This window comes from Enterobacter sp. BIDMC 29 (genome assembly GCF_019378755.1).
Taxonomy (GTDB): domain Bacteria; phylum Pseudomonadota; class Gammaproteobacteria; order Enterobacterales; family Enterobacteriaceae; genus Enterobacter; species Enterobacter ludwigii.
This window is the reverse complement of sequence record NZ_CP080000.1, coordinates 2,422,409-2,448,665: the sequence shown is the minus strand read 5'-3', so window position 1 is coordinate 2,448,665 and position 26,257 is coordinate 2,422,409. Positions and strand designations below refer to the sequence as shown.

General features: G+C 54.3%; 24 protein-coding genes. 20 read left to right on the top strand and 4 right to left on the bottom strand.

The genetic code is table 11. The features are described from left to right. Positions 1–229 precede the first annotated feature (229 nt). The 4 genes from yfbV to JTA15_RS10915 all read left to right on the top strand — a co-directional run bounded on the left by yfbV (position 230) and on the right by JTA15_RS10915 (position 3,852). A complete protein-coding gene (gene yfbV, locus JTA15_RS10930) occupies positions 230–685 on the top strand; it encodes a terminus macrodomain insulation protein YfbV (protein ID WP_008502875.1) in 456 nt (151 codons plus the stop codon). A gap of 93 nt (positions 686–778) precedes the next feature. Then, positions 779–1,273 (top strand): YfbU family protein, encoded by a 495-nt coding sequence (locus JTA15_RS10925; RefSeq protein ID WP_020883140.1) that lies wholly within the window; start codon positions 779–781, stop codon positions 1,271–1,273. 11 nt (positions 1,274–1,284) lie between these two features. Next, positions 1,285–1,944 carry a sugar phosphatase gene (locus JTA15_RS10920; RefSeq protein ID WP_059305524.1) on the top strand — a complete coding sequence of 220 codons (660 nt, stop codon included), beginning with the start codon at positions 1,285–1,287 and terminating at the stop codon, positions 1,942–1,944. A 75-nt stretch (positions 1,945–2,019) separates the two neighbouring features. Beyond that, on the top strand, positions 2,020–3,852 hold the full coding sequence (locus JTA15_RS10915) for an SLC13 family permease (RefSeq protein ID WP_014171004.1): 1,833 nt from the start codon (positions 2,020–2,022) through the stop codon (positions 3,850–3,852). A 40-nt stretch (positions 3,853–3,892) separates the two neighbouring features. Here the strand turns inward: JTA15_RS10915 and yfbR are convergent, their stop codons facing one another. Continuing rightward, the gene (gene yfbR, locus JTA15_RS10910) at positions 3,893–4,492 is read right to left on the bottom strand and encodes a 5'-deoxynucleotidase (RefSeq protein ID WP_014171003.1); all 600 of its coding nucleotides are present in this window, start codon (positions 4,490–4,492) and stop codon (positions 3,893–3,895) included. 93 nt (positions 4,493–4,585) lie between these two features. Continuing rightward, positions 4,586–5,800 carry an alanine transaminase AlaA gene (gene alaA, locus JTA15_RS10905; RefSeq protein WP_014171002.1) on the bottom strand — a complete coding sequence of 405 codons (1,215 nt, stop codon included), beginning with the start codon at positions 5,798–5,800 and terminating at the stop codon, positions 4,586–4,588. A 941-nt stretch (positions 5,801–6,741) separates the two neighbouring features. On the opposite strand from alaA, the gene lrhA reads away from it, so the two are divergent. From lrhA to nuoN, 14 genes are all read left to right on the top strand, one after another. Then, positions 6,742–7,680, top strand: coding sequence for a transcriptional regulator LrhA (gene lrhA, locus JTA15_RS10900; RefSeq protein ID WP_014171001.1), 939 nt, complete (start codon positions 6,742–6,744; stop codon positions 7,678–7,680). 630 nt (positions 7,681–8,310) lie between these two features. Further along, positions 8,311–8,751: an NADH-quinone oxidoreductase subunit NuoA gene (nuoA, locus tag JTA15_RS10895; protein WP_014171000.1), complete on the top strand. Its 441-nt coding sequence runs from the start codon at positions 8,311–8,313 to the stop codon at positions 8,749–8,751. A gap of 15 nt (positions 8,752–8,766) precedes the next feature. After that, the gene (gene nuoB / locus JTA15_RS10890; RefSeq protein WP_003861482.1) at positions 8,767–9,441 is read left to right on the top strand and encodes an NADH-quinone oxidoreductase subunit NuoB; all 675 of its coding nucleotides are present in this window, start codon (positions 8,767–8,769) and stop codon (positions 9,439–9,441) included. 89 nt (positions 9,442–9,530) lie between these two features. Continuing rightward, the gene (gene nuoC, locus JTA15_RS10885) at positions 9,531–11,333 is read left to right on the top strand and encodes an NADH-quinone oxidoreductase subunit C/D (RefSeq protein ID WP_014170999.1); all 1,803 of its coding nucleotides are present in this window, start codon (positions 9,531–9,533) and stop codon (positions 11,331–11,333) included. Positions 11,334–11,335: 2 nt separating this feature from the next. Further along, complete coding sequence (gene nuoE / locus JTA15_RS10880) at positions 11,336–11,836, top strand: NADH-quinone oxidoreductase subunit NuoE (protein ID WP_014170998.1); 501 nt, start codon at positions 11,336–11,338, stop codon at positions 11,834–11,836. Beyond that, positions 11,833–13,170, top strand: a complete 1,338-nt coding sequence (gene nuoF, locus JTA15_RS10875; RefSeq protein WP_014170996.1) for an NADH-quinone oxidoreductase subunit NuoF — start codon at positions 11,833–11,835, stop codon at positions 13,168–13,170. The genes nuoE and nuoF overlap by 4 nt, the downstream gene beginning before the upstream one ends. A 53-nt stretch (positions 13,171–13,223) precedes the next feature. Then, positions 13,224–15,950 carry an NADH-quinone oxidoreductase subunit NuoG gene (gene nuoG / locus JTA15_RS10870; protein ID WP_138614422.1) on the top strand — a complete coding sequence of 909 codons (2,727 nt, stop codon included), beginning with the start codon at positions 13,224–13,226 and terminating at the stop codon, positions 15,948–15,950. After that, positions 15,947–16,924 carry an NADH-quinone oxidoreductase subunit NuoH gene (nuoH, locus tag JTA15_RS10865; protein WP_014170994.1) on the top strand — a complete coding sequence of 326 codons (978 nt, stop codon included), beginning with the start codon at positions 15,947–15,949 and terminating at the stop codon, positions 16,922–16,924. Before nuoG ends, nuoH begins: the two co-directional genes overlap by 4 nt. Before the next feature lie 13 nt (positions 16,925–16,937). After that, the gene (gene nuoI, locus JTA15_RS10860; protein ID WP_003861491.1) at positions 16,938–17,480 is read left to right on the top strand and encodes an NADH-quinone oxidoreductase subunit NuoI; all 543 of its coding nucleotides are present in this window, start codon (positions 16,938–16,940) and stop codon (positions 17,478–17,480) included. Between the two features lie 10 nt (positions 17,481–17,490). Further along, on the top strand, positions 17,491–18,045 hold the full coding sequence (nuoJ, locus tag JTA15_RS10855) for an NADH-quinone oxidoreductase subunit J (RefSeq protein WP_014170993.1): 555 nt from the start codon (positions 17,491–17,493) through the stop codon (positions 18,043–18,045). Beyond that, positions 18,042–18,344, top strand: coding sequence for an NADH-quinone oxidoreductase subunit NuoK (gene nuoK, locus JTA15_RS10850; protein WP_003861496.1), 303 nt, complete (start codon positions 18,042–18,044; stop codon positions 18,342–18,344). Before nuoJ ends, nuoK begins: the two co-directional genes overlap by 4 nt. Next, on the top strand, positions 18,341–20,182 hold the full coding sequence (nuoL, locus tag JTA15_RS10845; RefSeq protein ID WP_014170992.1) for an NADH-quinone oxidoreductase subunit L: 1,842 nt from the start codon (positions 18,341–18,343) through the stop codon (positions 20,180–20,182). Before nuoK ends, nuoL begins: the two co-directional genes overlap by 4 nt. A 76-nt stretch (positions 20,183–20,258) precedes the next feature. Next, positions 20,259–21,788, top strand: a complete 1,530-nt coding sequence (gene nuoM / locus JTA15_RS10840) for an NADH-quinone oxidoreductase subunit M (RefSeq protein ID WP_014170991.1) — start codon at positions 20,259–20,261, stop codon at positions 21,786–21,788. Positions 21,789–21,794: 6 nt separating this feature from the next. Then, positions 21,795–23,252 (top strand): NADH-quinone oxidoreductase subunit NuoN, encoded by a 1,458-nt coding sequence (gene nuoN, locus JTA15_RS10835; protein WP_014170990.1) that lies wholly within the window; start codon positions 21,795–21,797, stop codon positions 23,250–23,252. A 102-nt stretch (positions 23,253–23,354) separates the two neighbouring features. Here the strand turns inward: nuoN and JTA15_RS10830 are convergent, their stop codons facing one another. Beyond that, positions 23,355–24,359, bottom strand: a complete 1,005-nt coding sequence (locus JTA15_RS10830) for a chemotaxis protein (protein ID WP_014170989.1) — start codon at positions 24,357–24,359, stop codon at positions 23,355–23,357. A 64-nt stretch (positions 24,360–24,423) separates the two neighbouring features. After that, positions 24,424–25,341 (bottom strand): ribonuclease Z, encoded by a 918-nt coding sequence (gene rnz / locus JTA15_RS10825; protein ID WP_219373218.1) that lies wholly within the window; start codon positions 25,339–25,341, stop codon positions 24,424–24,426. Between the two features lie 70 nt (positions 25,342–25,411). Between rnz and JTA15_RS10820 the strand changes: the two genes are divergently transcribed. Both JTA15_RS10820 and elaB read left to right on the top strand, forming a co-directional pair. Beyond that, positions 25,412–25,873 (top strand): GNAT family N-acetyltransferase, encoded by a 462-nt coding sequence (locus JTA15_RS10820; protein ID WP_014170987.1) that lies wholly within the window; start codon positions 25,412–25,414, stop codon positions 25,871–25,873. Between the two features lie 53 nt (positions 25,874–25,926). After that, on the top strand, positions 25,927–26,232 hold the full coding sequence (elaB, locus tag JTA15_RS10815; protein WP_020883147.1) for a stress response protein ElaB: 306 nt from the start codon (positions 25,927–25,929) through the stop codon (positions 26,230–26,232). Positions 26,233–26,257: the final 25 nt, after the last annotated feature.

Sequence of the window (26,257 nt, the reverse complement as noted above, 5' to 3'; positions counted from 1 at the left end):
GGCATGATGGAAGAAATACATATGATTTTATGCCATTTTGAACATTTTTCAGCCAATGGCATAATATGCGATAATTTGACGAGTTAATGGTTCTCGTCTAAGGGCCTATCAGGCTGGCACAGAATACCCGATACGGGGTGCTGATGACAAAATATTTTGAACGTTGTCATAGCCTGTTGTGGTTTTGCACGAAAATTTTAATTTTTATATGTGAAGTTGAGGTACAGCCATGTCGACACCAGAGAACCCGTCCGTGAATTTTTTCAGTCTGTTTCGTCGGGGACAGCATTACGCAAAGACGTGGCCAATGGAAAAGCGCCTTGCGCCCATGTTTATTGAGAACCGCACGATCCGCGCCACGCGCTATGCGATTCGCTTTATGCCACCTGTCGCCATCTTTACGCTCTGCTGGCAAATCGCGCTGGGCGGGCAGCTTGGCCCGGCCGTTGCGACGGCACTTTTCGCGTTAAGTCTGCCGATGCAGGGTCTGTGGTGGTTAGGTAAACGTTCTATCACGCCACTCCCGCCTTCTATTTTACACTGGTTTTATGAAGTTCGCGGGAAACTGGAGGAAGCCGGGCAGGCGCTTGCCCCGGTCGAAGGCAAGCCCGATTACCAGGCGCTTGCTGACACGCTCAAGCGCGCTTTTAAGCAACTCGACAAAACATTCCTCGATGACTTGTGATTGATCATCGAAACGACGAATAAAAGAAGGCACAGTAACTCACCGTTACCGTGTCTTTTTTTTTACAGTGCAATGCGCTACAGGAGTCGAAAGATGGAAATGACCCATGCTCAACGTCTGATTTTGTCCAACCAGTACAAAATGATGACTATGCTTGATCCCGATAACGCTGAGCGCTACAGCCGCCTGCAGACAATCGTCGAACGTGGCTTTGGTTTGCAGATGCGTGAACTGGACCGCGAGTTTGGTGAGATGAAAGAAGAAACCTGCCGCACCGTGATCGACATTATGGAGATGTATCACGCCCTGCATGTTTCCTGGACCAATCTCAAAGATCAGCAGTCCATTGACGAACGTCGCGTCACCTTCCTGGGCTTTGATGCCGCAACGGAAGCGCGTTATCTGAGCTATGTGCGTTTTATGGTGAACACGGAAGGGCGCTATACCCATTTTGACGCGGGCACGCACGGCTTCAATGCGCAGACCCCAATGTGGGAAAAATATCAGCGCATGCTGAGCGTCTGGCACGCCTGCCCGCGCCAGTACCATTTAAGTAACAATGAGATTCAACAAATTATTAATGCCTGACGGAGGTGCTTGTGCAGTGTAGAGGTTTTCTGTTTGATTTGGACGGTACGCTGGTGGATTCGCTGCCGGTTGTGGAGCGTTCATGGTGCCATTGGGCGGACAGACATGGCATTGACCATCAGGAAGTACTGAATTTTATCCATGGCAAACAGGCCATAACCTCATTGCGGCACTTCTTAGCAGGACGTTCTGAGGAAGAGATTCAGGCGGAGTTCAGCTATCTTGAGCACATTGAAGCCACCGACACGGATGGCATCACAGCGCTGCCGGGGGCGCTTGAACTGCTTGAACATCTGAACGAAGCCCAAATCCCGTGGGCGATCGTCACCTCCGGCTCGGTGCCCGTTGCCCATGCCCGCCACAAGGCCGCAGGGTTACCGACGCCCGAAGTGTTTATCACGGCAGAGCGCGTGAAGCGCGGCAAGCCTGAACCGGATGCCTTTTTACTCGGTGCCGAACTGCTTGGCCTGGCACCAGCCGATTGTGTGGTGGTGGAGGATGCGGCAGCAGGCGTCCTGGCGGGGTTGAACGCCGGAAGCCACGTCATCGCCGTTAATGTTCCGGCGGGTTCACCCCGCCTGAACGAGGCGGATCTGGTGCTTAACACGCTGACGGCGATTAACGTTGCGAAGGCACCGGACGGAGTTGTAACCGTCTCGCTTAAAATGTAATCCCATGATATAGCCCCACATTGTTGGGGCTTTTTTATGGCAAAATTTTGTCTCCTCCACTGACAAGGATATGTTGTGAACGGTGAACTGATTTGGGTCCTGAGCCTGCTTTTAATCGCCATCCTTCTCTTTGCCTCAGGCAAGGTGCGCATGGATGCCATCGCCTTGTTTGTCATCGTTGCCTTTGTGCTGAGCGGTACGCTCACGCTGCCGGAGGCTTTCTCCGGATTTAGTGATCCCAACGTTATCCTGATTGCCGCCCTGTTTATTATTGGCGACGGGCTGGTGCGCACCGGCGTGGCGACCATTATGGGGTCGTGGCTGGTCAAGGTGGCCGGCAACAGCGAAACCAAAATGTTGATCTACCTGATGCTGACGGTTGCCGGGCTGGGGGCGTTTATGAGCTCCACGGGCGTCGTCGCCATCTTTATCCCGGTGGTGCTGAGCGTCTCCATGCGGATGCAAACCTCGCCGTCGCGCCTGATGATGCCTCTGAGCTTTGCCGGTCTTATCAGCGGGATGATGACGCTGGTGGCGACCCCGCCGAACCTGGTCGTCAACAGTGAGCTAATCCGCGAAGGGTTTGAAGGCTTTAGCTTTTTCAGCGTGACCCCACTTGGACTGGTGATTCTGGTGCTGGGCGTGGTCTACATGCTGTTAACCCGTTTTGCCCTGAAGGGGGAAAAACAGGATAAAAGCAAAGACGGCTGGAAACGACGGACCTTCCGCGATCTGATCAAAGAGTATCGTCTGACCGGGCGGGCGCGCCGTCTGGCTATCCGCCCCGGCTCGCCCCTCATTGGCCAGCGTCTTGACGACCTGAAGCTGCGCGAGCGCTATGGCGCGAACGTGATCGGCGTAGAGCGCTGGCGTCGTTTTCGGCGGGTGATTGTTAACGTCAACGGGGTGTCGGAATTCCGTGCACGCGACGTTTTGCTGATTGATATGTCCACCGCCGATGTCGATTTGCGCGAGTTTTGCAGTGAACAGTTGCTGGAACCCATGGTGCTACGTGGGGAGTATTTTTCAGACCAGGCGCTGGATGTCGGCATGGCCGAAGTGTCGCTGATCCCGGAATCAGAATTACTGGGTAAAACCGTGCGCGAAATCGGCTTCAGGACCCGCTATGGGCTAAACGTGGTGGGCTTAAAGCGTGATGGCGTGGCGATGGAAGGGGCGGTAGTGGATGAGCCTATCCTGCTCGGTGATATCTTCCTGGTCGTCGGCAACTGGAAACTGATCGGTCAGCTCGGGCAGAAAGGCCGCGACTTTGTGGTACTTAATATGCCGGTTGAAGAGAGCGATGCTTCTCCGGCGCACAGCCAGGCACCGCATGCGATTTTTTGCCTGGTGTTGATGGTCGCACTGATGCTGACTGACGAAATTCCAAACCCTATTGCGGCCATTATCGCCTGTCTTCTGATGGGGAAATTCCGCTGTATTGATGCCGAAAGCGCCTACAAAGCCATTCACTGGCCGAGCATCATTCTGATTGTCGGGATGATGCCCTTTGCCCTGGCGTTACAAAAAACCGGTGGGGTGGATTTGATCGTCAAGGGACTCATGGACGCAGGCGGTGGATACGGGCCTTACATGATGCTGGTCTGCCTGTTTATCATGTGCGCCACGATAGGCCTGTTTATCTCCAATACGGCCACGGCCGTCCTGATGGCACCCATTGCACTGGCGATGGCGAAATCAATGGGGGTTTCGCCGTACCCGTTTGCCATGATCGTCGCTATGGCGGCATCTGCAGCGTTTATGACTCCGGTCTCGTCACCGGTCAATACGCTGGTGCTTGGCCCCGGAAATTACAAATTCAGTGATTTTGTGAAGATAGGCGTGCCCTTCACCGTGCTGGTGATGGTGGTGTGCGTGATACTGATTCCCGTACTTTTCCCGTTTTAAACCCTGATGCCGGGTAGCGATGTCGCGACCCGGCATACCGTCAGAGAGGGGAGTCCTGACTGATCTCGTCCAGCGACAAATGGAAGCTCGGCACAAACACCTGCATGAAATAATCCATCTCTTCGCTGCGGCGTGATTCCAGCGTTTTTTCCAGACGCGTTTTCGCCAGCAGAAATTCGTTATTCCCCGCGGACAGCTCTTCCAGACATTTCAGGTAAGCGCATAGCGCATCCGCCTGCTTAACCAGTAATTTTTCCTCTTCCGTGTACTGATGCTCATCAATCAGCGGCTCAAAAATATCGCGCAGCTCGTCCGGCACCATGTCGATCAGTTTCTGCTGAGCAATCTTCTCAATGGCCTTATATTCCTGGGCTATCTGCGAGTTGAAATATTTCACGGGTGTCGGTAAATCCCCGGTCAGCACTTCCGAGGCATCGTGATACATCGCCAGCAGGGCAATACGCTCAGCGTTAACCTGCCCGTTGAATTTCCGGTTTTTAATGGCAGCCAGAGCGTGAGCGACCATCGCAACCTGCAGACTGTGCTCCGACACATTCTCAGTGCGGACATTGCGCATCAGCGGCCAGCGGTTGATCAGTTTAAGGCGGGAGAGGTGGGCAAAGAAATGACTCTGACTCATAGGTTACCTTTTGTCTTCACTGCGACAGACTTCATTGTGCGGGGAGGGGAGGCAAGATGCAAATCAGGCTACCGAAGTAGCCTGATTTTAAGATTACTGGTGGTAACCTGAGAGGAAACGTCCAAAGCGGCTGATGGCCATCTCGAGGTCATCTTCACGCGGCAGGGTAACGATACGCACGTGATCCGGCCACGGCCAGTTAAAGGCGGTACCCTGCACCAGCAGCACTTTTTCCTGCAGCAGGAAATCGAGCACCATCTTCTGGTCGTCATGAATATTAAAGCGTTTCGCGTCGATTTTCGGGAACATGTAGAGCGCGCCGTTCGGCTTCACGCAGGAGACGCCTGGAATATCGTTGATAAGCTCCCACGCGCGGTTACGCTGCTCATATAAACGCCCGCCCGGCACGATAAACTCGCTGATGCTCTGATAGCCGCCGAGTGCGGTCTGGATAGCATGCTGCGCCGGCACGTTGGCACATAAACGCATAGAGGCGAGCATTTCCAGCCCTTCAATATAGCCTTTCGCATGTTTTTTCGGGCCGTTTAAGACCATCCAGCCCTGACGGAAACCGGCCACGCGGTAGGTTTTAGAGAGACCATTAAAAGTCACGGTCAGCAGGTCCGGAGCCAGTGCGGCGATAGAGTGGTGCTGCGCCGCGTCATACAGGATCTTGTCGTAAATTTCGTCGGCAAAGATGATCAGGTTGTGCTGGCGGGCGATCTCCACGATCTCCATCAGCAGCTCTTTTGAGTAGACCGCGCCCGTTGGGTTGTTCGGGTTAATAATGACGATGCCGCGCGTGCGTGGGGTAATTTTCGCACGAATATCATCGAGATCCGGGAACCAGTCAGAGGACTCGTCGCAAAGATAGTGCACGGCTTTACCGCTGGACAGGGATACGGCCGCCGTCCACAGCGGATAATCCGGCGCGGGAACCAGCATTTCGTCACCGCTGTTCAGCAGCGCCTGCATGGCCTGCACGATCAGCTCAGAGACACCGTTGCCGATATAGATATCTTCAACGGTAACATCACGCATATCGCGCGCCTGGTAGTGCTGCATGATGGCTTTTCGTGCGGAGTAAAGTCCTTTTGAATCGCAATAGCCTTGCGCAGTAGGCAGGTTGCGGATCACATCAACCAGAATTTCATCCGGCGCTTCAAAACCAAATGGCGCAGGGTTACCAATGTTGAGTTTTAGAACCTTATTGCCTTCTTCTTCAAGGCGTTTAGCCTCTTTCAGAACCGGGCCACGGATGTCGTAACAGACGTTATCTAGCTTGCTGGATTTTTCGATAGGGGACATGAACCTTTAACCTTTTCGCGATTGTTGCCACTCCCTGCCGTGGAAGTCAGCACGGAATAATGTACTCCCCCCTCGCTTCGTTTTGAAGGGCGGGCAGGAGAAGATTTTGTGTAGTGAATGAAAATGGTGTGAATCTTTTTCGCTATCAACGAACAATTTAACTGACGTAAAGTAAGGTTAATGGTGTAATAATAGGTTTATTGTGCTGTTAAAGAATATAAAAGTTGTATATTGTGCTGATAAAAATAAATAATATCCGCAACCTGCGTGGCAGTTACGCTGAGTGACCTTTCGTAAAACCTGAATGCTTCGTTACGTGGCGTTGTAATAGTGTGCATTGGCTAAAAGTTACTCATGTGAAATTAATGTTAAGTGTTATTAATGAATGGCCTTAATCTAAATTAAAATTTATTTATTATTAACCAACAAAATGCAACTTTAGTTAATTTTAATAAAATTAGTTGAGAAGCTTAACAACCCTCATAAATCCGCAATATTGCAATAAGACTTATAAATAAAGTGGATTTGGGTTAAGATGTCTTTCAGGAAAGCTGGGCACAGATACATATGTTTTGTATTTGTGGAACAGGTTTTCTGAATTAATTGATTGTTATTGTTAGAGTTATCTCTGGCCGGAATGGGTTAAACATCTCCTGCTACGTTGACAGCACTGCGAGAAAGATGGCAGAAAGGGTGTATCACCCTTAATGGAATTTACATAAACCTGCAAACATCTAAATATCCTGAACGTTTAAGAGAATAAAAATAACGTCATGAAACGTGCTTTCTGACTGTTGATATTAAAACAGCACAATAACTATCTGTCAGGCAGTCTGCCGGGCCGGGATGCGAGGGAAAACCTTCAGAGGGAATTGCTTAACTGTTACACACACAGCTTCAACCCGGGCAGCTCCGCACGAGCAACCTGAAAGTGAAAAGATATGATAAATGCAAATCGTCCGATAATGAATCTCGACCTCGATCTGCTGAGAACGTTTGTTGCGGTCGCCGATCTCAACACTTTTGCAGCTGCTGCTGCCGCCGTTTGCCGAACCCAGTCCGCCGTTAGCCAGCAAATGCAACGGCTGGAACAACTGGTTGGTAAAGAGCTCTTTGCCCGTCACGGGCGTAATAAGCTCTTAACGGAACACGGTATTCAGCTTCTGGGTTATGCCAGGAAAATACTTCGCTTTAATGACGAAGCATGTATGTCATTAATGTATAGCAACCTGCAAGGGGTGCTAACGTTAGGTGCGTCTGATGAGTCAGCAGACACAATATTGCCATTTCTTCTCAATCGAATTAGTTCGGTTTATCCGAAGCTTGCGCTGGACGTTAGCGTAAAACGAAATGCTTTTATGATTGAGATGCTAAATGAGAATAAGGTCGATCTGGTGGTGACCACGCACCGTCCAGGGCAATTTAATTGCCTGACGTTGCGCACGTCTCCGACGCATTGGTATTGCGCTGCTGAATATGTGCTGCAAAAAGGTGAGCCAATTCCATTGGTATTACTGGATGATCCGAGCCCGTTCCGCGATATGGTGTTGTCGGCGCTCAATGAGGCCAATATTCCATGGCGTCTGGCTTATGTGGCTTCCACATTGCCAGCGGTACGTGCTGCCGTGAAAGCGGGGCTTGGGGTAACGGCTCGTCCGGTCGAAATGATGAGCCCGGATCTGCGCGTACTGGGTAAATCAGATGGTCTTCCTGCTTTGCCTGATACGGAGTATCTGCTCTGCCACAATACGTCCAGCAATAACGAACTGGCGAAAGTCGTGTTCGAGGCGATGGAAAACTACCATAATCCATGGCAGTTCGAACATGTTACCTCCGAAGGGGGGGATGATTCCCTGATCGTTGAAGGGGACTTTGAGTGATCGACAGCTCAAAATTCTGGTAACAATTTGTAAATGTAAAAAAAAGCCACTCACGCGATTTTCGCCTGCAGTGGCTTTTTTTTGGCAGTAATACCCGCGATCACCGCGTGGATTTTCAGGATAGTCGCTATTTATCAGTAAGATAAATGCTTTTGTTCAAATGTTGTGCATTTCCCGTTCAGTCTCCCTCCAGCTCGCCTCGATGTTAATAAAACAGGAAATATGTTGCTGGTTTTTTGGGTGAATTAACAAAAGCGTGTCTCAGATCAAGAAAATACTCCTCTTTGGGGGGAGGAATCGTTGGCAAATCCTGTCAAAATAGGAGGGTTATTTTTTTTACTTCCAAAACGGACACGATTCAACAACATGCATTTGACGTAAACTCAGGTACCCACCAGGGTTAAAGGGCACCAAATGTTAATGAGAATCGCTCGATGTAATTTAATGTGAAGAAACCTTTGTTAAAGTTGACAAAAGGTTATAGAAAGGAGTAAAAAACCCCATCATTTTGCTGTCTACGTCTCATTTCTGACAGTTAGTGTAAGGTTTTTCGTTCCTCCCCATGAATCGATGTGATGCCCATCTGCCAGCAAGAGCAGTGTCGTAGGTATCACTTTTGATGAGTAAGCAATGAGTATGTCAACATCCACAGAAGTCATCGCTCATCACTGGGCATTCGCAATCTTTCTTATTGTAGCCATTGGCCTGTGCTGCCTGATGTTAGTCGGCGGCTGGTTCCTGGGCGGTCGCGCCCGTGCAAGGCACAAGAACACACCTTTCGAATCAGGTATTGATTCAGTAGGTTCCGCTCGCTTACGCCTGTCTGCCAAGTTTTATCTGGTAGCCATGTTCTTCGTCATCTTTGACGTGGAAGCGCTTTACCTTTTCGCATGGTCAACTTCCATCCGCGAAAGTGGTTGGGTGGGCTTTGTCGAGGCCGCAATTTTCATTTTAGTGTTACTGGCCGGTCTGGTTTATCTGGTGCGTATTGGCGCGCTTGACTGGACGCCTGCGCGTTCACGTCGTGAACACATCAACCCGGAAAACAGTATCTCTAATCGTCAGCAGTAACAGCGAGGCAATAAGATGGATTATACGCTCACCCGCATAGATCCTAACGGTGAGAATGACCGTTACCCCCTGCAAAAACAGGAGATCGTAACCGACCCCCTGGAGCAAGAAGTCAATAAAAGCGTGTACATGGGCAAACTCGAGCATGCCATGCACGATATGGTCAACTGGGGTCGTAAGAACTCCATCTGGCCTTACAACTTTGGCCTTTCTTGCTGCTACGTTGAAATGGTGACGTCATTCACTGCGGTGCATGACGTTGCGCGTTTTGGGGCAGAGGTACTGCGTGCCTCCCCACGTCAGGCTGACCTGATGGTGGTGGCAGGTACATGCTTTACCAAGATGGCACCTGTTATTCAGCGTCTGTATGACCAGATGCTGGAGCCAAAATGGGTTATTTCCATGGGCGCATGTGCAAACTCTGGCGGTATGTACGACATTTATTCCGTCGTACAGGGCGTAGATAAGTTTATTCCAGTGGATGTTTACATCCCGGGTTGTCCGCCGCGTCCGGAAGCTTACATGCAGGCGCTGATGCTGCTGCAGGAGTCTATCGGTAAAGAACGTCGTCCGCTCTCCTGGGTGGTTGGCGATCAGGGTGTTTACCGCGCCAACATGCAGTCTGAGCGCGAGCGTAAACGCGGCGAACGTATTGCAGTAACCAATCTGCGTACGCCTGACGAAATTTAATTTGCGCCTGTGGGCATGGAGTAAACCTTCGCATATCACTACTCAAATAGCGCGAAGCCACGCCCTACAGTCACCACGGACCATTTGCAATGGTGAACAATATGACCGACTTAACCGCGCAAGAAGCCGCCTGGCAAACACGGGATCATCTGGATGACCCTGTCATTGGCGAACTGCGCAACCGTTTTGGGCCGGATGCCTTTACTGTTCAGGCGACCCGCACCGGGGTACCCGTTGTTTGGGTGAAGCGTGAGCAATTACTGGAAGTGGTCGATTTCCTCAAGAAATTGCCAAAACCTTACGTCATGCTGTTTGATTTACACGGCATGGATGAACGTCTGCGTACGCACCGCCAGGGTCTCCCTGCTGCGGATTTTTCCGTTTTCTACCACCTGATCTCAATAGACCGTAATACGGATATCATGCTCAAGGTGGCATTGTCTGAAAACGACATGCATCTGCCGACGATCACTAAACTTTTCCCGAACGCTAACTGGTATGAGCGTGAAACCTGGGAAATGTTCGGGATGACCTTCGACGGCCACCCGCATCTGACGCGCATCATGATGCCGCAGACGTGGACCGGCCACCCGCTGCGTAAAGACTATCCGGCACGTGCGACTGAATTCGACCCGTTTGAGCTGACGAAAGCCAAGCAGGATCTGGAGATGGAAGCGCTGACCTTCAAGCCGGAAGACTGGGGCATGAAACGCGGGACGGAAAACGAGGACTTTATGTTCCTCAACCTCGGTCCAAACCACCCCTCTGCGCACGGTGCTTTCCGTATTATTCTTCAGCTTGATGGCGAAGAGATTGTCGACTGCGTACCGGACATCGGTTACCACCACCGTGGTGCTGAGAAGATGGGCGAGCGTCAGTCCTGGCACAGCTACATTCCGTATACCGACCGTATCGAGTACCTCGGCGGTTGCGTAAACGAAATGCCATACGTGCTGGCCGTTGAGAAACTGGCAGGTATCACCGTACCGGATCGCGTTAACGTCATCCGCGTGATGCTCTCCGAACTGTTCCGTATCAACAGCCACCTGCTGTATATCTCCACGTTCATTCAGGACGTTGGCGCGATGACCCCGGTCTTCTTTGCCTTTACCGATCGTCAGAAAATCTACGATCTGGTAGAAGCCATCACCGGTTTCCGTATGCACCCGGCCTGGTTCCGTATCGGCGGTGTGGCACACGATCTGCCGCGCGGCTGGGAGCGCCTGCTGCGTGAATTCCTCGACTGGATGCCAAAACGTCTGGCTTCTTACGAGAAAGCCGCACTGCGTAACACCATCCTGAAAGGCCGTTCCCAGGGCGTTGCCGCCTACGGTGCGAAAGAAGCGCTGGAGTGGGGTACGACAGGTGCGGGTCTGCGCGCAACCGGTATTGATTTCGACGTGCGTAAAGCCCGTCCTTACTCTGGCTATGAGAACTTCGACTTCGAAGTCCCGGTTGGCGGCGGTGTTTCCGACTGCTACACCCGCGTGATGCTGAAAGTTGAAGAGTTGCGCCAGAGTCTGCGCATCCTTGAGCAGTGCCTCAACAACATGCCGGAAGGCCCGTTCAAGGCGGATCACCCGCTGACGACGCCGCCGCCGAAAGAGCGCACGCTGCAACATATCGAAACCCTGATCACCCACTTCCTGCAGGTTTCCTGGGGTCCGGTCATGCCGGCGCAAGAATCCTTCCAGATGATTGAAGCGACCAAGGGTATTAACAGTTACTACCTGACCAGTGACGGCAGCACCATGAGCTACCGTACCCGCGTGCGTACACCAAGCTTTGCGCACCTGCAGCAGATCCCGTCCGCCATCCGCGGCAGTCTGGTCTCCGACCTGATTGTGTATCTGGGTAGTATCGATTTTGTTATGTCAGATGTGGACCGCTAATTATGCACGAGAATCAACAACCACAAACCGAGGCTTTTGAGCTGAGTGAAGCAGAACGTGCCGCTATTGAGCACGAGATGCACCACTACGAAGACCCGCGTGCGGCGTCCATTGAAGCGCTGAAAATCGTTCAGAAACAGCGTGGTTGGGTGCCGGATGGGGCGATCTATGAGATCGCAAAAGTGCTGGGCATTCCGGCAAGTGACGTAGAAGGCGTAGCCACGTTCTACAGCCAGATCTTCCGTCAGCCGGTGGGTCGCCATGTGATCCGCTACTGTGACAGCGTGGTTTGTCACATTACCGGTTATCAGGGCATTCAGGCAGCGATTGAGAAAAAGCTCAATATTAAGCCAGGCCAGACCACGTTCGATGGCCGCTTTACGCTGCTGCCAACCTGCTGCCTGGGGAACTGCGACAAGGGGCCGACCATGATGATTGATGAGGATACTCACAGTTATCTGACGCCGGAAGCCATTCCTGACCTGCTGGAGCAGTACAAATGAAAACTGTAATTCGTACTGCTGAAACTCATCCACTGACCTGGCGTCTGCGTGATGACAAACAGCCGGTATGGCTCGACGAATACCAGAGCAAAAACGGCTATGCCGGTGCGCGTAAAGCCCTGGGCGGCATGGCGCCGGACGACATCGTCAGTGCGGTCAAAGACGCTGGCCTGAAAGGGCGCGGCGGCGCAGGCTTCTCCACCGGTCTGAAGTGGAGCCTGATGCCTAAAGACGAATCCATGAACATCCGTTACCTGCTGTGTAACGCTGATGAAATGGAGCCGGGCACCTATAAAGACCGCCTGCTGATGGAACAGCTGCCGCACCTGCTGGTGGAAGGCATGCTGATCTCCGCATTCGCGCTGAAAGCGTACCGGGGTTACATCTTCCTGCGCGGTGAATACATCGAAGCGGCTGAAAACCTGCGTCGCGCGATTGCCGAAGCCACTGAAGCGGGCCTGCTGGGTAAAAACATCCTTGGCACCGGTTTTGACTTCGAGCTGTTCGTGCACACCGGGGCAGGGCGTTATATCTGTGGTGAAGAGACCGCACTGATTAACTCCCTGGAAGGCCGCCGTGCTAACCCACGTTCCAAGCCACCGTTCCCGGCAAGTTCTGGCGTCTGGGGTAAACCGACCTGTGTAAACAACGTCGAAACCCTGTGTAACGTCCCGGCAATCCTCGCCAATGGCGTGGAGTGGTATCAGGGCATCTCGAACAGTAAAGATGCCGGTACCAAGCTGATGGGCTTCTCCGGTCGCGTGAAGAACCCTGGCGTCTGGGAACTGCCGTTTGGCACCACCGCACGTGAAATTCTTGAAGACTACGCTGGCGGCATGCGTGATGGCCTGAAATTCAAAGCCTGGCAGCCAGGCGGTGCAGGGACCGACTTCCTGACCGAGGCCCATCTTGATCTGCCGATGGAATTCGAAAGCATTGGTAAAGCAGGCAGCCGTCTGGGTACGGCGCTGGCGATGGCCGTCGACCATGAGATCGGCATGGTATCGCTGGTGCGTAACCTCGAAGAGTTCTTTGCCCGCGAGTCCTGCGGCTGGTGTACACCGTGCCGTGATGGTCTGCCGTGGAGCGTGAAGATCCTGCGTGCTATCGAACGTGGCGAAGGCCAGCCTGGCGATATCGAGACACTTGAGCAACTGTGTCGATTCCTGGGCCCCGGGAAAACCTTCTGTGCCCACGCACCAGGCGCCGTTGAGCCACTGCAGAGCGCGATTAAATATTTCCGCGACGAATTCGAAGCAGGCATCAAGCAGCCGTTCAGCAATACCCATGCCATCAATGGGATTCAGCCGAACCTGCTGAAAGCGCGCTGGTAAAACAGAATTTTGATTAACGCTCAGTTACGACTGAGCCAACTGGAAGCATGCTAATGGCTACGATTCATGTAGACGGCAAAGAGTATGAGGTCAACGGGGCGGACAACCTGCTGGAAGCTTGTCTGTCGCTCGGCCTTGATATTCCGTATTTTTGCTGGCATCCGGCGCTGGGCAGCGTCGGTGCTTGCCGCCAGTGTGCGGTGAAGCAATATCAAAACGCGGAAGACACGCGTGGTCGCCTGGTAATGTCCTGTATGACGCCAGCCACCGAAGGCACTTTTATTTCGATTGATGACGAAGAAGCCAAACAGTTCCGTGAAAGCGTTGTGGAATGGTTGATGACCAACCACCCGCACGATTGCCCGGTCTGTGAAGAGGGCGGTAACTGCCACCTTCAGGATATGACCGTAATGACCGGTCACAGCTTCCGTCGCTATCGCTTTACCAAACGTACCCACCGCAACCAGGATCTGGGGCCGTTCATCTCTCACGAAATGAACCGCTGCATCGCCTGCTACCGCTGCGTGCGTTACTACAAAGATTACGCAGACGGACAAGATCTGGGCGTGTATGGCGCGCATGACAACGTCTACTTCGGTCGTCCGGAAGACGGTACGCTGGAAAGCGAATTCTCCGGTAACCTGGTCGAGATTTGTCCAACCGGCGTCTTCACCGATAAAACCCACTCCGAGCGTTACAACCGTAAGTGGGACATGCAGTTTGCACCAAGCATCTGCCAGCAGTGTTCGCTGGGCTGTAACACCAGCCCGGGTGAACGCTATGGCGAACTGCGTCGTATTGAAAACCGTTATAACGGTACCGTTAACCATTACTTCCTGTGCGACCGCGGTCGTTTCGGCTACGGCTACGTGAACCTGAAAGACCGTCCACGTCAGCCCGTTCAACGCCGTGGTGATGACTTCATCACCCTGAACGCTGAACAGGCGATGCAGGGCGCGGCAGATATTCTGCGCCAGTCGAAGAAAGTGATCGGTATCGGCTCCCCGCGCGCCAGCATCGAAAGTAACTTCGCGCTGCGTGAGCTGGTTGGGCCGGAAAACTTCTACACCGGTATCGCTCAGGGCGAGCAGGAACGTCTGCAGCTGGTACTGAAAGTGCTGCGTGAAGGCGGTATTCATACCCCAGCGCTGCGTGAAATTGAATCTTATGATGCGGTTCTGGTGCTGGGTGAAGATTTGACGCAGACCGGCGCTCGCGCTGCCCTGGCGGTTCGTCAGGCGGTCAAAGGTAAAGCTCGTGAAATGGCGGCGGCTCAAAAAGTGGCTGACTGGCAGATTGCGGCAATCCTCAATATCGGTCAGCGTGCGAAGCATCCTCTGTTTGTGACCAACGTCGACAACACGCGTCTGGACGATATCGCGGCGTGGACCTACTGCGCGCCGGTTGAAGACCAGGCCCGTCTTGGCTTTGCGATTGCTCATGCGCTGGACAGCAATTCTCCGGCCGTTGAAGGTCTCGATCGCGACCTGCAGAACAAAGTTGATGTGATTGTTCAGGCCCTGGCGGGTGCGAAGAAACCCCTGATTGTTTCCGGGACTAACGCCGGTAGCGCGGAGATCATTCAGGCTGCCGCGAACGTGGCTAAAGCGCTGAAAGGCCGTGGTGCAGACGTTGGCGTGACCATGATTGCCCGTGCGGTGAACAGCATTGGTCTGGGAATGATTGGCGGTGGCTCTCTGGAAGCTGCGTTAAGCGAACTGGAATCCGGTGCTGCTGACGCCGTTGTGGTGCTGGAAAACGATCTGCATCGCCATGCTTCTGCCGCACGCGTTGACGCAGCGCTCTCCAAAGCGCCGCTGGTGATGGTAATTGACCATCAGCGCACCGCGATCATGGACAAAGCGCACCTGGTGCTCTCTGCGGCAAGCTTCGCGGAAAGCGACGGTACGGTTATCAACAACGAAGGCCGCGCACAGCGTTTCTTCCAGGTGTATGACCCGGCGTACTACGACAGCAACACCATAATGCTGGAAAGCTGGCGCTGGCTGCACTCTCTGCACAGCACCGTTCAGAGCCGTGAAGTGGACTGGACGCAGCTCGACCATGTTATCGACGCGGTCGTGGAAAAACTGCCTCAGCTGGCTGGCATCAAAGATGCGGCTCCTGACGCAAGCTTCCGTATTCGTGGCCAGAAACTGGCGCGTGAACCGCACCGTTACAGCGGTCGTACCGCGATGCGTGCCAACATCAGCGTTCACGAACCTCGTCAGCCGCAGGATAAAGACACGATGTTTGCCTTCTCAATGGAAGGGAACAACCAGCCGTCTGCACCGCGCTCTCAGGTTCCGTTCGCATGGGCACCAGGCTGGAACTCCCCGCAGGCATGGAACAAATTCCAGGCTGAAGTGGGCGGCTCTCTGCGCCACGGTGACCCGGGCGTGCGTCTGATTGAAGCTTCCGACACCGGTCTGGACTTCTTCACCACCGTGCCGGCGAGCTTCCAGGCGCAGGAAGGGAACTGGCGTATTGCGCCGTACTACCATCTGTTCGGCAGTGATGAGCTGTCTCAGCGTTCTCCGGTATTCCAGAGCCGCATGCCGCAACCGTACATCAAGCTGAACCCGGCAGATGCCGCGAAGCTTGGCGTTAACGCGGGTGCGAACATCGCCTTTAGCTATGATGGCCAGACAATCAGCTTGCCGCTGATTATCTCTGAAAGTCTGACAGCAGGGCAGGTGGGTCTGCCGATGGGTATGCCTGGCATCGCGCCGGTACTGGCGGGTGCGCGTCTTGATAATCTGCAGGAGGCAAAAGCATGAGTTGGTTAACGCCGGATCTTATCGACATCCTGCTGAGCATTCTGAAAGCGATAGTTATCCTGCTGGTGGTCGTCACCTGTGGCGCGTTCATGAGCTTTGGTGAACGTCGTCTGCTCGGTCTGTTCCAGAACCGTTACGGGCCGAACCGCGTGGGCTGGGGTGGTTCACTCCAGCTGGTAGCGGACATGATCAAGATGTTCTTTAAAGAGGACTGGATCCCGCGCTTCTCGGACCGCGTGATCTTTACTCTGGCACCGATGATCGCCTTTACCTCGCTGCTGCTGGCGTTCGCGATTGTTCCTGTCAGCCCGACCTGGGTGGTGGCTGACCTGAACATCGGCATTCTGTTCTTCCTGATGATGGCAGGCCTCGCCGTGTATGCGGTGCTGTTCGCGGGCTGGTCCAGTAACAACAAATACTCCCTGCTGGGTGCGATGCGTGCTTCTGCGCAGACGCTGAGCTACGAAGTATTCCTGGGGCTTTCCCTGATGGGTGTGGTGGCGCAAGCCGGTTCATTCAACATGACCGACATCGTCAACAACCAGGCTGACATCTGGAACGTTATCCCGCAGTTCTTTGGTTTTATTACCTTTGCTATCGCGGGCGTGGCGGTGTGTCACCGTCACCCGTTTGACCAGCCAGAAGCCGAACAGGAACTGGCCGACGGTTACCACATCGAATATTCCGGTATGAAATTCGGTCTGTTCTTCGTGGGCGAGTACATCGGTATTGTCACCATTTCCGCGTTGATGGTAACGCTGTTCTTTGGTGGCTGGCATGGCCCGTTCTTACCGCCGTTCATCTGGTTCGCGCTGAAAACCGCGTTCTTCATGATGATGTTCATTTTGATTCGCGCAGCGTTACCGCGTCCGCGTTATGACCAGGTAATGTCCTTCGGCTGGAAAGTGTGCCTGCCGCTGACGCTCATCAACTTGCTGGTAACGGCGGCTGTCATTCTCTGGCAGCAGCCATAAGGGGCTATAGACCATGACCTTAAAAGAATTATTGGTAGGTTTCGGCACTCAGGTACGCAGTATCTGGATGATCGGCCTGCACGCGTTTGCGAAACGCGAAACCCGGATGTACCCGGAAGAGCCGGTATATCTGCCGCCGCGCTACCGTGGCCGTATCGTGCTGACGCGCGATCCGGACGGTTCAGAGCGCTGCGTAGCCTGTAACCTGTGTGCGGTAGCGTGTCCGGTGGGCTGTATCTCTCTGCAGAAAGCAGAGACGGTAGATGGCCGCTGGTATCCTGAGTTCTTCCGTATCAACTTCTCACGCTGCATTTTCTGCGGTCTGTGTGAAGAAGCGTGCCCAACCACGGCGATTCAGCTGACCCCGGACTTCGAACTGGGTGAGTATAAGCGTCAGGACCTGGTGTACGAGAAAGAGGATCTGCTGATTTCCGGTCCGGGCAAATACCCGGAATATAACTTCTACCGGATGGCGGGTATGGCAATCGACGGCAAAGATAAGGGCGAAGCAGAGAACGAAGCTAAGCCTATCGACGTCAAGAGCCTGTTACCGTAAGGAGAGGGCAATGGAATTCGCTTTTTATATCTGTGGCCTTATCGCCATCCTGGCTACGCTGCGAGTGATTACGCACACCAATCCGGTGCATGCGCTGCTGTACTTAATTATCTCGCTGCTGGCTATTTCCGGGGTGTTCTTTGCGCTGGGCGCGCACTTTGCTGGTGCGCTGGAGATCATCGTCTACGCCGGGGCCATCATGGTGCTGTTCGTCTTCGTGGTGATGATGCTGAACCTGGGCGGCTCTGAAATTGAGCAGGAACGTCAGTGGTTAAAACCGCAGGTCTGGATTGGCCCGGCGATCCTGTCGGCCATCATGCTGGTGGTCATTGTTTACGCCATTCTGGGTGTGAATGATCAGGGCATCGACGGCACGCCAATCGGCGCTAAAGAGGTGGGTATTACGCTGTTTGGCCCATACGTCCTGGCGGTTGAACTGGCCTCTATGCTGCTGCTGGCGGGCCTGGTTGTTGCCTTCCACGTTGGCCGCGAAGAGCGTGCTGGTGAGTTGCTGAGCAACCGCACTGACGACCGCGCGAAAAGAAAAACGGAGGAACGCGCATGATCCCCTTAACACATGGACTGATCCTCGCTGCGATTTTATTCGTTCTGGGCTTAACCGGTCTGGTTATCCGCCGCAATCTGCTGTTTATGCTGATCGGTCTGGAAATCATGATTAACGCCTCCGCGCTGGCCTTCGTGGTCGCCGGAAGCTACTGGGGCCAGACCGATGGTCAGGTGATGTACATTCTCGCCATCAGCCTCGCGGCTGCCGAAGCGAGTATTGGCCTGGCGCTGTTACTGCAGCTCCATCGTCGCCGCCAGAACCTGAACATCGATTCAGTAAGTGAGTTGCGTGGATGAACATGCTTGCCTTAACCATTATTTTTCCGCTGATTGGCTTCGTGCTGCTGGCGTTTTCTCGTGGCCGCTGGTCTGAGAATCTGTCCGCCACCGTCGGCATGGGCTCTGTGGGTCTGGCTGCGCTGGTGACAGCGTATGCGGGTATCGACTTCTTTAATAACGGGCGTCAGGCCTTCAGCGTACCGCTGTGGACTTGGATGTCGGTCGGTGATTTCAACATCGGTTTCAACCTGGTGCTGGATGGTCTCTCTCTGACCATGCTCTCCGTGGTAACCGGCGTGGGCTTCCTGATCCACATGTTTGCCTCCTGGTATATGCGCGGTGAAGAGGGTTACTCCCGCTTCTTCGCCTACACCAACCTGTTTATCGCGAGCATGGTTGTTCTGGTGCTGGCCGATAACCTGCTGTTGATGTATCTCGGCTGGGAAGGCGTGGGTCTCTGCTCTTATCTGCTGATCGGCTTCTACTATACCGATCCGAAGAATGGCGCAGCGGCCATGAAAGCGTTTGTCGTGACCCGTGTGGGTGACGTCTTCCTCGCCTTCGCGCTGTTCATTCTCTACAACGAACTGGGCACGCTGAATTTCCGCGAAATGGTGGAACTGGCGCCAGCGCACTTCGCTGCCGGCAATGACATGCTGTGGTGGGCAACGCTGATGCTGCTGGGTGGTGCCGTGGGTAAATCCGCGCAGCTGCCGTTGCAGACATGGCTGGCCGACGCGATGGCAGGTCCAACGCCTGTCTCCGCGCTGATCCACGCCGCAACCATGGTTACCGCTGGGGTCTACCTGATTGCGCGTACGCATGGTCTGTTCCTGATGACGCCGGAAATTCTGCATCTGGTGGGTATCGTTGGTGCGGTAACGCTGGTGCTGGCAGGCTTTGCCGCGCTGGTGCAAACCGACATCAAACGCGTTCTCGCGTACTCCACCATGAGCCAGATTGGTTATATGTTCCTGGCACTGGGTGTTCAGGCATGGGACGCAGCCATTTTCCACCTGATGACGCACGCGTTCTTTAAAGCGCTGCTGTTCCTCTCATCCGGTTCCGTGATTCTGGCCTGCCACCACGAGCAGAACATCTTCAAGATGGGCGGACTGCGTAAGTCCATTCCGCTGGTTTATGTCTGCTTCCTGGTGGGCGGCGCGGCGCTGGCGGCACTGCCGCTGATTACCGCGGGCTTCTTCAGTAAGGACGAAATCCTTGCCGGTGCCATGGCGAATGGTCATATCAATCTGATGGTTGCGGGTCTGGTCGGTGCGTTCATGACCTCCCTGTATACCTTCCGTATGATTTTCATCGTATTCCACGGTAAAGAACAAATTCACGCTCACGCAGGGAAGGGGATTACTCATCACCTGCCGCTGATTGTGCTGCTGGTACTCTCCACCTTCGTTGGCGCACTGATTGTGCCACCGCTGCAGGGCGTACTGCCGGACACCACCGAGCTTGAGCACGGTCGCGTTCTGACGCTTGAAATCACCTCGGGTGTGGTCGCTATCGCGGGCATCCTGATCGCAGCATGGCTGTGGCTGGGCAAACGTACGCTGGTGACCGCCGTTGCCAACAGTGCGCCAGGCCGCCTGCTGGGGACCTGGTGGTACAACGCGTGGGGCTTCGACTGGCTGTACGACATGATCTTCGTCAAGCCGTTCCTGGGCATTGCGTGGCTGCTGAAACGCGATCCGCTGAACTCCCTGATGAATATCCCGGCGATCCTTTCCCGCTTTGCAGGTAAAGGCCTGCTGTTCAGCGAGAACGGTTACCTGCGCTGGTATGTGGCGTCCATGAGCATCGGTGCGGTTGTCGTGCTGGCGCTGCTGATGGTGTTGCGTTGATCGTTAAGTGAATTTTATTCGAATTCGTTGAAAATCAGGCCCCTGCTGGGGGCCTTAAAAAGGAATGTAAATCGCCATGTTACTACCCTGGCTAATATTAATTCCCTTCATCGGCGGCTTCCTGTGCTGGCAGACTGAACGCTTTGGCGTGAAGATGCCGCGCTGGATCGCGCTGATCACCATGGGATTGACGCTCGCGCTTGGTCTGCAACTGTGGTTGCAGGGTGGCTACTCTCTGACGCAGTCTGCGGGGATTCCGCAGTGGCAGTCTGAATTTATTCTGCCGTGGATCCCGCGTTTTGGGATAACCATTCACCTGGCTATCGACGGTCTGTCGCTGCTGATGGTGGTGCTGACGGGTCTGCTCGGCGTTCTGGCGGTACTGTGCTCCTGGCGAGAAATTGAAAAATACCAGGGCTTCTTCCACCTGAACCTGATGTGGATCCTGGGCGGCGTTATCGGCGTGTTCCTTGCCATCGACATGTTCCTGTTCTTCTTCTTCTGGGAGATGATGCTGGTGCCGATGTACTTCCTGATCGCGCTGTGGGGCCATAAGGCGTCCGACGGTAAAACGCGTATCACGGCGGCAACCAAGTTCTTCATCTATACCCAGGCGAGCGGTCTGGTAATGTTGATTGCGATTCTGGCGCTGGTGTTTGTTCACCACACGGCGACCGGTATCTGGACCTTCAACTATGAAGACCTGCTGAAGACCCCGATGTCTCACGGTGTGGAATACCTGCTGATGCTGGGCTTCTTCATTGCCTTCGCGGTGAAAATGCCGGTGGTTCCCCTGCACGGCTGGCTGCCAGACGCGCACTCACAGGCGCCAACGGCGGGTTCCGTTGACCTGGCGGGGATCTTGCTGAAAACCGCGGCCTACGGTCTGCTGCGTTTCGCTCTGCCGCTGTTCCCGAATGCGTCCGCTGAGTTCGCGCCAATTGCGATGTGGCTTGGTGTGATCGGTATCTTCTACGGTGCCTGGATGGCCTTCACGCAGTACGACATTAAACGTCTGATTGCGTACACCTCCGTTTCCCACATGGGCTTTGTACTGATTGCCATCTACACCGGCAGCCAGCTGGCTTACCAGGGTGCGGTTATCCAGATGATTGCGCACGGTCTGTCCGCAGCCGGTCTCTTCATCCTGTGTGGTCAGCTGTACGAACGTCTTCACACCCGTGACATGCGTATGATGGGCGGTCTGTGGAGCAAAATTAAATGGCTGCCAGCGCTCTCTATGTTCTTCGCGGTGGCCACTCTGGGTATGCCAGGCACCGGTAACTTCGTCGGCGAATTTATGATTCTGTTCGGCAGCTTCAAAGTGGTGCCGGTCATTACCGTGATCTCCACCTTTGGTCTGGTGTTCGCTTCCGTTTACTCGCTGGCGATGCTGCATCGCGCTTACTTCGGTAAAGCGAAGAGCGAAATTGCTGCAAAAGAACTGCCGGGGATGTCGCTGCGTGAGCTGTTCATCATCCTGCTGCTGGTCGTACTGCTGGTGCTGTTGGGCTTCTTCCCGCAGCCAATTCTGGATACCTCGCACTCCGCGATGGGGAATATCCAGCAGTGGTTTGTTAATTCTGCTTCTACTACAAGGCCGTAATTCGCCATGACAATAACTCCACAACAACTGATCGCGCTGCTACCGCTGCTGATCGTCGGATTGACGGTGGTGGTTGTGATGCTCTCCATTGCGTGGCGACGCAATCACTTCCTGAATGCCACGCTGTCGGTCATCGGTCTGAACGCCGCATTGGTCTCTCTCTGGTTTGTTGGCCAGGGCGGGGCGATGGACGTCACTCCACTGATGCGCGTTGACGGCTATGCCATGCTGTACTCGGGTCTGGTTCTGCTGGCGAGCCTGGCAACCTGTACGTTTGCGTACCCATGGCTGGAAGGCTACAACGACAACAAAGAAGAGTTTTACCTGCTGGTACTGATTGCCGCGCTGGGCGGTATTCTGCTGGCGAATGCGAACCATCTGGCTGCGCTGTTCCTCGGTATTGAGCTTATCTCTCTGCCGCTGTTCGGTCTGATTGGTTACGCCTTCCGTCAGAAACGTTCTCTGGAAGCGAGCATCAAGTACACCATTCTGTCTGCTGCCGCGTCGTCTTTCCTGCTGTTTGGTATCGCGCTGCTGTACGCACAGTCCGGAAACCTCTCTTTCATGGCGCTCGGCAAGAGCCTCGGCGACGGTATGCTGCACGAACCGCTGCTGCTGGCGGGTCTGGGCATGATGATTGTTGGCCTTGGCTTTAAGCTCTCTCTGGTTCCGTTCCACCTGTGGACGCCAGACGTCTACCAGGGCGCGCCTGCTCCAGTCTCAACCTTCCTGGCGACGGCGAGCAAAATCGCTATCTTCGGAGTGGTGATGCGTCTGTTCCTGTACGCGCCGGTGGGTGACAGCGAAGCGGTTCGCGTGGTGCTGGGTATCATCGCGTTTGCTTCCATCATCTTCGGTAACCTGATGGCGCTGAGCCAGACCAACATTAAACGTCTGCTGGGCTACTCATCTATCTCCCATCTGGGCTACCTGATGGTGGCACTGATTGCGCTGCAGAGCGGTGAGATGTCGATGGAGACCGTCGGTGTTTACCTGGCCGGTTACCTGTTCAGCAGCCTCGGCGCGTTCGGCGTGGTGAGCCTGATGTCCAGCCCGTACCGTGGTCCGGATGCAGATTCCCTGTTCTCCTACCGTGGTCTGTTCTGGCACCGTCCGATTCTGTCCGCCGTTATGACCGTAATGATGCTCTCTCTGGCCGGTATTCCGATGACGCTGGGCTTTATCGGTAAGTTCTACGTGCTGGCAGTGGGTGTGCAGGCACACCTGTGGTGGCTGACGGCGGGCGTGGTTATCGGCTCTGCAATCGGTCTCTACTACTACCTGCGTGTGGCCGTGAGTCTGTATCTGAGTGCACCTCAGCAGCTGAACCGCGATGCGCCGCGTAACTGGCAGTACAGCGCCGGTGGTATCGTGGTACTGATCTCCGCGCTGCTGGTACTGATCTTCGGTATCTATCCACAGCCGCTGATCACCATCGTGCAGCACGCGATGCCGCTGATGTAATCACGTTGCTGTTTGACCGCAGTGAATAAAAAAACCCGCCTCGGCGGGTTTTTTGTTGGCTTGCGGCCTTGCCCTGTCGGGAAGGCGTGAGCCTGCTGAAAGTTAAGCCAGCTGTTTACGGCTAATCAGCGGACCGTCAATCTTCTTCATTGACCGATCCAGAACTTCTTCAATGACTGACGACAGTTCATTGAGTTCAAACTTTGCCACGTAACCGTCGGCTTTCACCTTGCGAATATGATCTTCGTTAGCATTGCCGGAGAGGGAAGAGTGGATCACCACCGGAATATCTTTCAACAGTGGGTCGGTTTTGATTTTACGCGTCAGGGTAAAGCCGTCCATCTCCGGCATTTCCAGGTCGGTCAGCACCAGTGCAATCTTATCGGTAATCGGCACACCTTCAGCCTGAGCCTGTGCCGCCAGCACGCTAATTTTCTCCCACGCGTCTTTGCCGGTGATATGCAGCTGCGCCGGGATCTCCATCGCCTGCAGACCTTTTTCCAGCATCGAGCGTGCCACTTTAGAGTCTTCGGCGACAATCGCGACGGCACCGGGCTTGATGTGGAATTTCGTGGTCTTCAGATCCGTGGCATGCAGGTCGTGGTTGGCCGGGGTGATGTCATACAGGATCTGCTCAACGTCGAGCACCATCGCCAGCTCATTGGTATCGGTCTTCTCATCCAGACAGGCGATACTGGTGATGTACCGCCCGCTGACGGCAGTTTCCGCCGCGTGCACCTGCTTCCAGTCAAGACGCATGATGTTCTCAACGGATTCCACCGCAAAAGCCTGCACGCTGCGGGCATATTCCGTGATCAGCAGGATGTTCAGCCCGGTGGTTGGCTTACAGCCCGCCACGGCAGCCAGGTCGATTACCGGGATAACCTGATCGCGAATATTCACCATGCCCATCAGCGGTGATTTCATCCCGGCGGGTTTCGTGAACTCTGGCATCGGCACAATTTCACGCAGCTTAAAGACGTTAATGCCAAACAGCTCGGATTTATTTGCGTTCAGAGAGGTGCCAAGACGGAACAGCAACAGTTCAAAACGGTTCGACAGGGTGAGATTCGCCCTGTCATCAATATCTTTCTGGAAATTATCCATTCTACCCTCGAGAGAAATGCTGACCTTTTAATCGTTATCGGCACTCTGAGAGAAAAATGAAGGACTAAACGCTGACCTTAGCGAAATCTTCGGCCAGCTCACATTCCTGGAACCGTTCACGGCACTCTGCCAGCAGGCGTTCACAGCCACGGGCATCGTAGCGCGAGCTGACATGGGTGACGATCAGTTTCCCGACGCCCGCGTCACGCGCAAGCTGCGCCGCCTGGTGCGTAGAGCTATGGCCCCGGCTGTTGGCTTTCTCTTCCATCGCCGCCTCGAGGGTGGCTTCATGCACCATGAGATCCACACCCTGCGCCAGCAGCAACCCCGCCGGGCACGGGGCCGTGTCGCCAAAAATCGCCAGTTTTTTCCCGGGCTGCGGGGCGGCGAGGTAATCCTGCCCGTTGATGACGCGCCCGTCTTCCAGCGTCACGGTTTCGCCCTGCTTCAGGCGCTGGAACAGCGGCCCGGGTTTAATCCCGTCGGCCAGTAACGCCGACGCATTGAGCGCGCCGGGTTTATCCTGCTCCTCAATGCGATAACCATAGCACTCTACCGGATGGCTCAGGGGTTGGGCTGTCACCCGATACACACCGTCATCCAGCACCAGACCAGCGGTTATCTCCACCACCTCCAGGGGATAATCTGTCCATGAGCCGCTCAGGCGCAGCGTGGTGTCGACAAATTCCCGAATACCCGCAGGCCCGTAAATCGTCAGCGGGTTGGCATTGCCCGCCATTGAGCGGCTGCACAGCAGGCCAGGCAGGCCAAACAGATGGTCGCCATGCAGATGGGTAATGAAAATGTTATCCAGTTTGCCGGGATGATACGGGGTATGTAACAGCTGATGCTGCGTCCCTTCACCGCAGTCAAAAAGCCATAATCCACCCCGCGTCGGGTGCTGCAAATCCAGCAGAATCGCGGTCACATTTCGTGATCGGGTTGGCACTCCAGCGGACGTACCGAGAAAAATCAGTTCCATAACGTAATCAGCCCTTTGCCGAACGGGGAGGGGTTTAGTATAACGTGATGAACCCAGGAAGGAGACTGACATGATCCAGTGGCAAGATTTACACCATAGTGAGCTCACGGTAACGTCACTTTACGCGCTGCTCAAACTGCGCTGCGAAGTGTTTGTTGTTGAACAAACCTGCCCGTATCAGGATATCGATGGCGATGATCTTATTGGCGAGAATCGCCATATTCTTGGCTGGCGGGACAACGCGCTGGTGGCGTATGCGAGGATTCTGAAAAGCGAAGACGATTTTGAGCCTGTCGTGATTGGCCGCGTGATTATCAGCGGCAACGCGCGTGGTGAAAAACTGGGCTATCAGCTGATGGAAAAAACGCTGGAAGCGTGCCAAAAACAGTGGCCGGACAAGGCGTTATATCTGGGCGCGCAGGCGCACCTGCAACCGTTTTACGGGCATTTTGGGTTTACGCCCGTGACGGACGTGTACGATGAGGACGGTATTCCACACATCGGCATGGCGCGGGAAGCGAAACAGGCGTAATGGCGAGTCGTTGGCTATAGTTAGCGGACTGGTGTACTAACATGGAGAAAAATATGTCATTTCAATCCTGGGATACCCGTATCGATGACGACCTGGCCTTGCTGAGCGAAACGCTGGAAGAGGTGTTACGTTCGTCGGGCGACCCTGCCGATCAGAAATATATTGAGCTGAAAGCCCGTGCCGAAAAAGCACTGGATGATGTTAAAAATCGCGTCAGCCATGCTTCGGACAATTACTACTACCGCGCGAAAAAGGCGGTATACCGTGCCGATGATTACGTCCATGAAAAACCATGGCAAGGCATCGGGGTAGGGGCAGCTGTCGGACTGGTGCTGGGGCTGCTTTTAGCCCGCCGTTAACGTTCCTTATACGGTTAACCACTCC

Coding starts and splice junctions, on each gene's coding strand:
- yfbV (WP_008502875.1), top strand. CDS start 230: ATGTCGACACCAGAGAACCCGTCCGTGAATTTTTTCAGTCTGTTTCGT.
- JTA15_RS10925 (WP_020883140.1), top strand. CDS start 779: ATGGAAATGACCCATGCTCAACGTCTGATTTTGTCCAACCAGTACAAA.
- yfbR (WP_014171003.1), bottom strand. CDS start 4,492: ATGAGTCAGAGTCATTTCTTTGCCCACCTCTCCCGCCTTAAACTGATC.
- alaA (WP_014171002.1), bottom strand. CDS start 5,800: ATGTCCCCTATCGAAAAATCCAGCAAGCTAGATAACGTCTGTTACGAC.
- lrhA (WP_014171001.1), top strand. CDS start 6,742: ATGATAAATGCAAATCGTCCGATAATGAATCTCGACCTCGATCTGCTG.
- nuoA (WP_014171000.1), top strand. CDS start 8,311: ATGAGTATGTCAACATCCACAGAAGTCATCGCTCATCACTGGGCATTC.
- nuoB (WP_003861482.1), top strand. CDS start 8,767: ATGGATTATACGCTCACCCGCATAGATCCTAACGGTGAGAATGACCGT.
- nuoC (WP_014170999.1), top strand. CDS start 9,531: ATGGTGAACAATATGACCGACTTAACCGCGCAAGAAGCCGCCTGGCAA.
- nuoE (WP_014170998.1), top strand. CDS start 11,336: ATGCACGAGAATCAACAACCACAAACCGAGGCTTTTGAGCTGAGTGAA.
- nuoF (WP_014170996.1), top strand. CDS start 11,833: ATGAAAACTGTAATTCGTACTGCTGAAACTCATCCACTGACCTGGCGT.
- nuoG (WP_138614422.1), top strand. CDS start 13,224: ATGGCTACGATTCATGTAGACGGCAAAGAGTATGAGGTCAACGGGGCG.
- nuoH (WP_014170994.1), top strand. CDS start 15,947: ATGAGTTGGTTAACGCCGGATCTTATCGACATCCTGCTGAGCATTCTG.
- nuoI (WP_003861491.1), top strand. CDS start 16,938: ATGACCTTAAAAGAATTATTGGTAGGTTTCGGCACTCAGGTACGCAGT.
- nuoJ (WP_014170993.1), top strand. CDS start 17,491: ATGGAATTCGCTTTTTATATCTGTGGCCTTATCGCCATCCTGGCTACG.
- nuoK (WP_003861496.1), top strand. CDS start 18,042: ATGATCCCCTTAACACATGGACTGATCCTCGCTGCGATTTTATTCGTT.
- nuoL (WP_014170992.1), top strand. CDS start 18,341: ATGAACATGCTTGCCTTAACCATTATTTTTCCGCTGATTGGCTTCGTG.
- nuoM (WP_014170991.1), top strand. CDS start 20,259: ATGTTACTACCCTGGCTAATATTAATTCCCTTCATCGGCGGCTTCCTG.
- nuoN (WP_014170990.1), top strand. CDS start 21,795: ATGACAATAACTCCACAACAACTGATCGCGCTGCTACCGCTGCTGATC.
- JTA15_RS10830 (WP_014170989.1), bottom strand. CDS start 24,359: ATGGATAATTTCCAGAAAGATATTGATGACAGGGCGAATCTCACCCTG.
- rnz (WP_219373218.1), bottom strand. CDS start 25,341: ATGGAACTGATTTTTCTCGGTACGTCCGCTGGAGTGCCAACCCGATCA.
- JTA15_RS10820 (WP_014170987.1), top strand. CDS start 25,412: ATGATCCAGTGGCAAGATTTACACCATAGTGAGCTCACGGTAACGTCA.
- elaB (WP_020883147.1), top strand. CDS start 25,927: ATGTCATTTCAATCCTGGGATACCCGTATCGATGACGACCTGGCCTTG.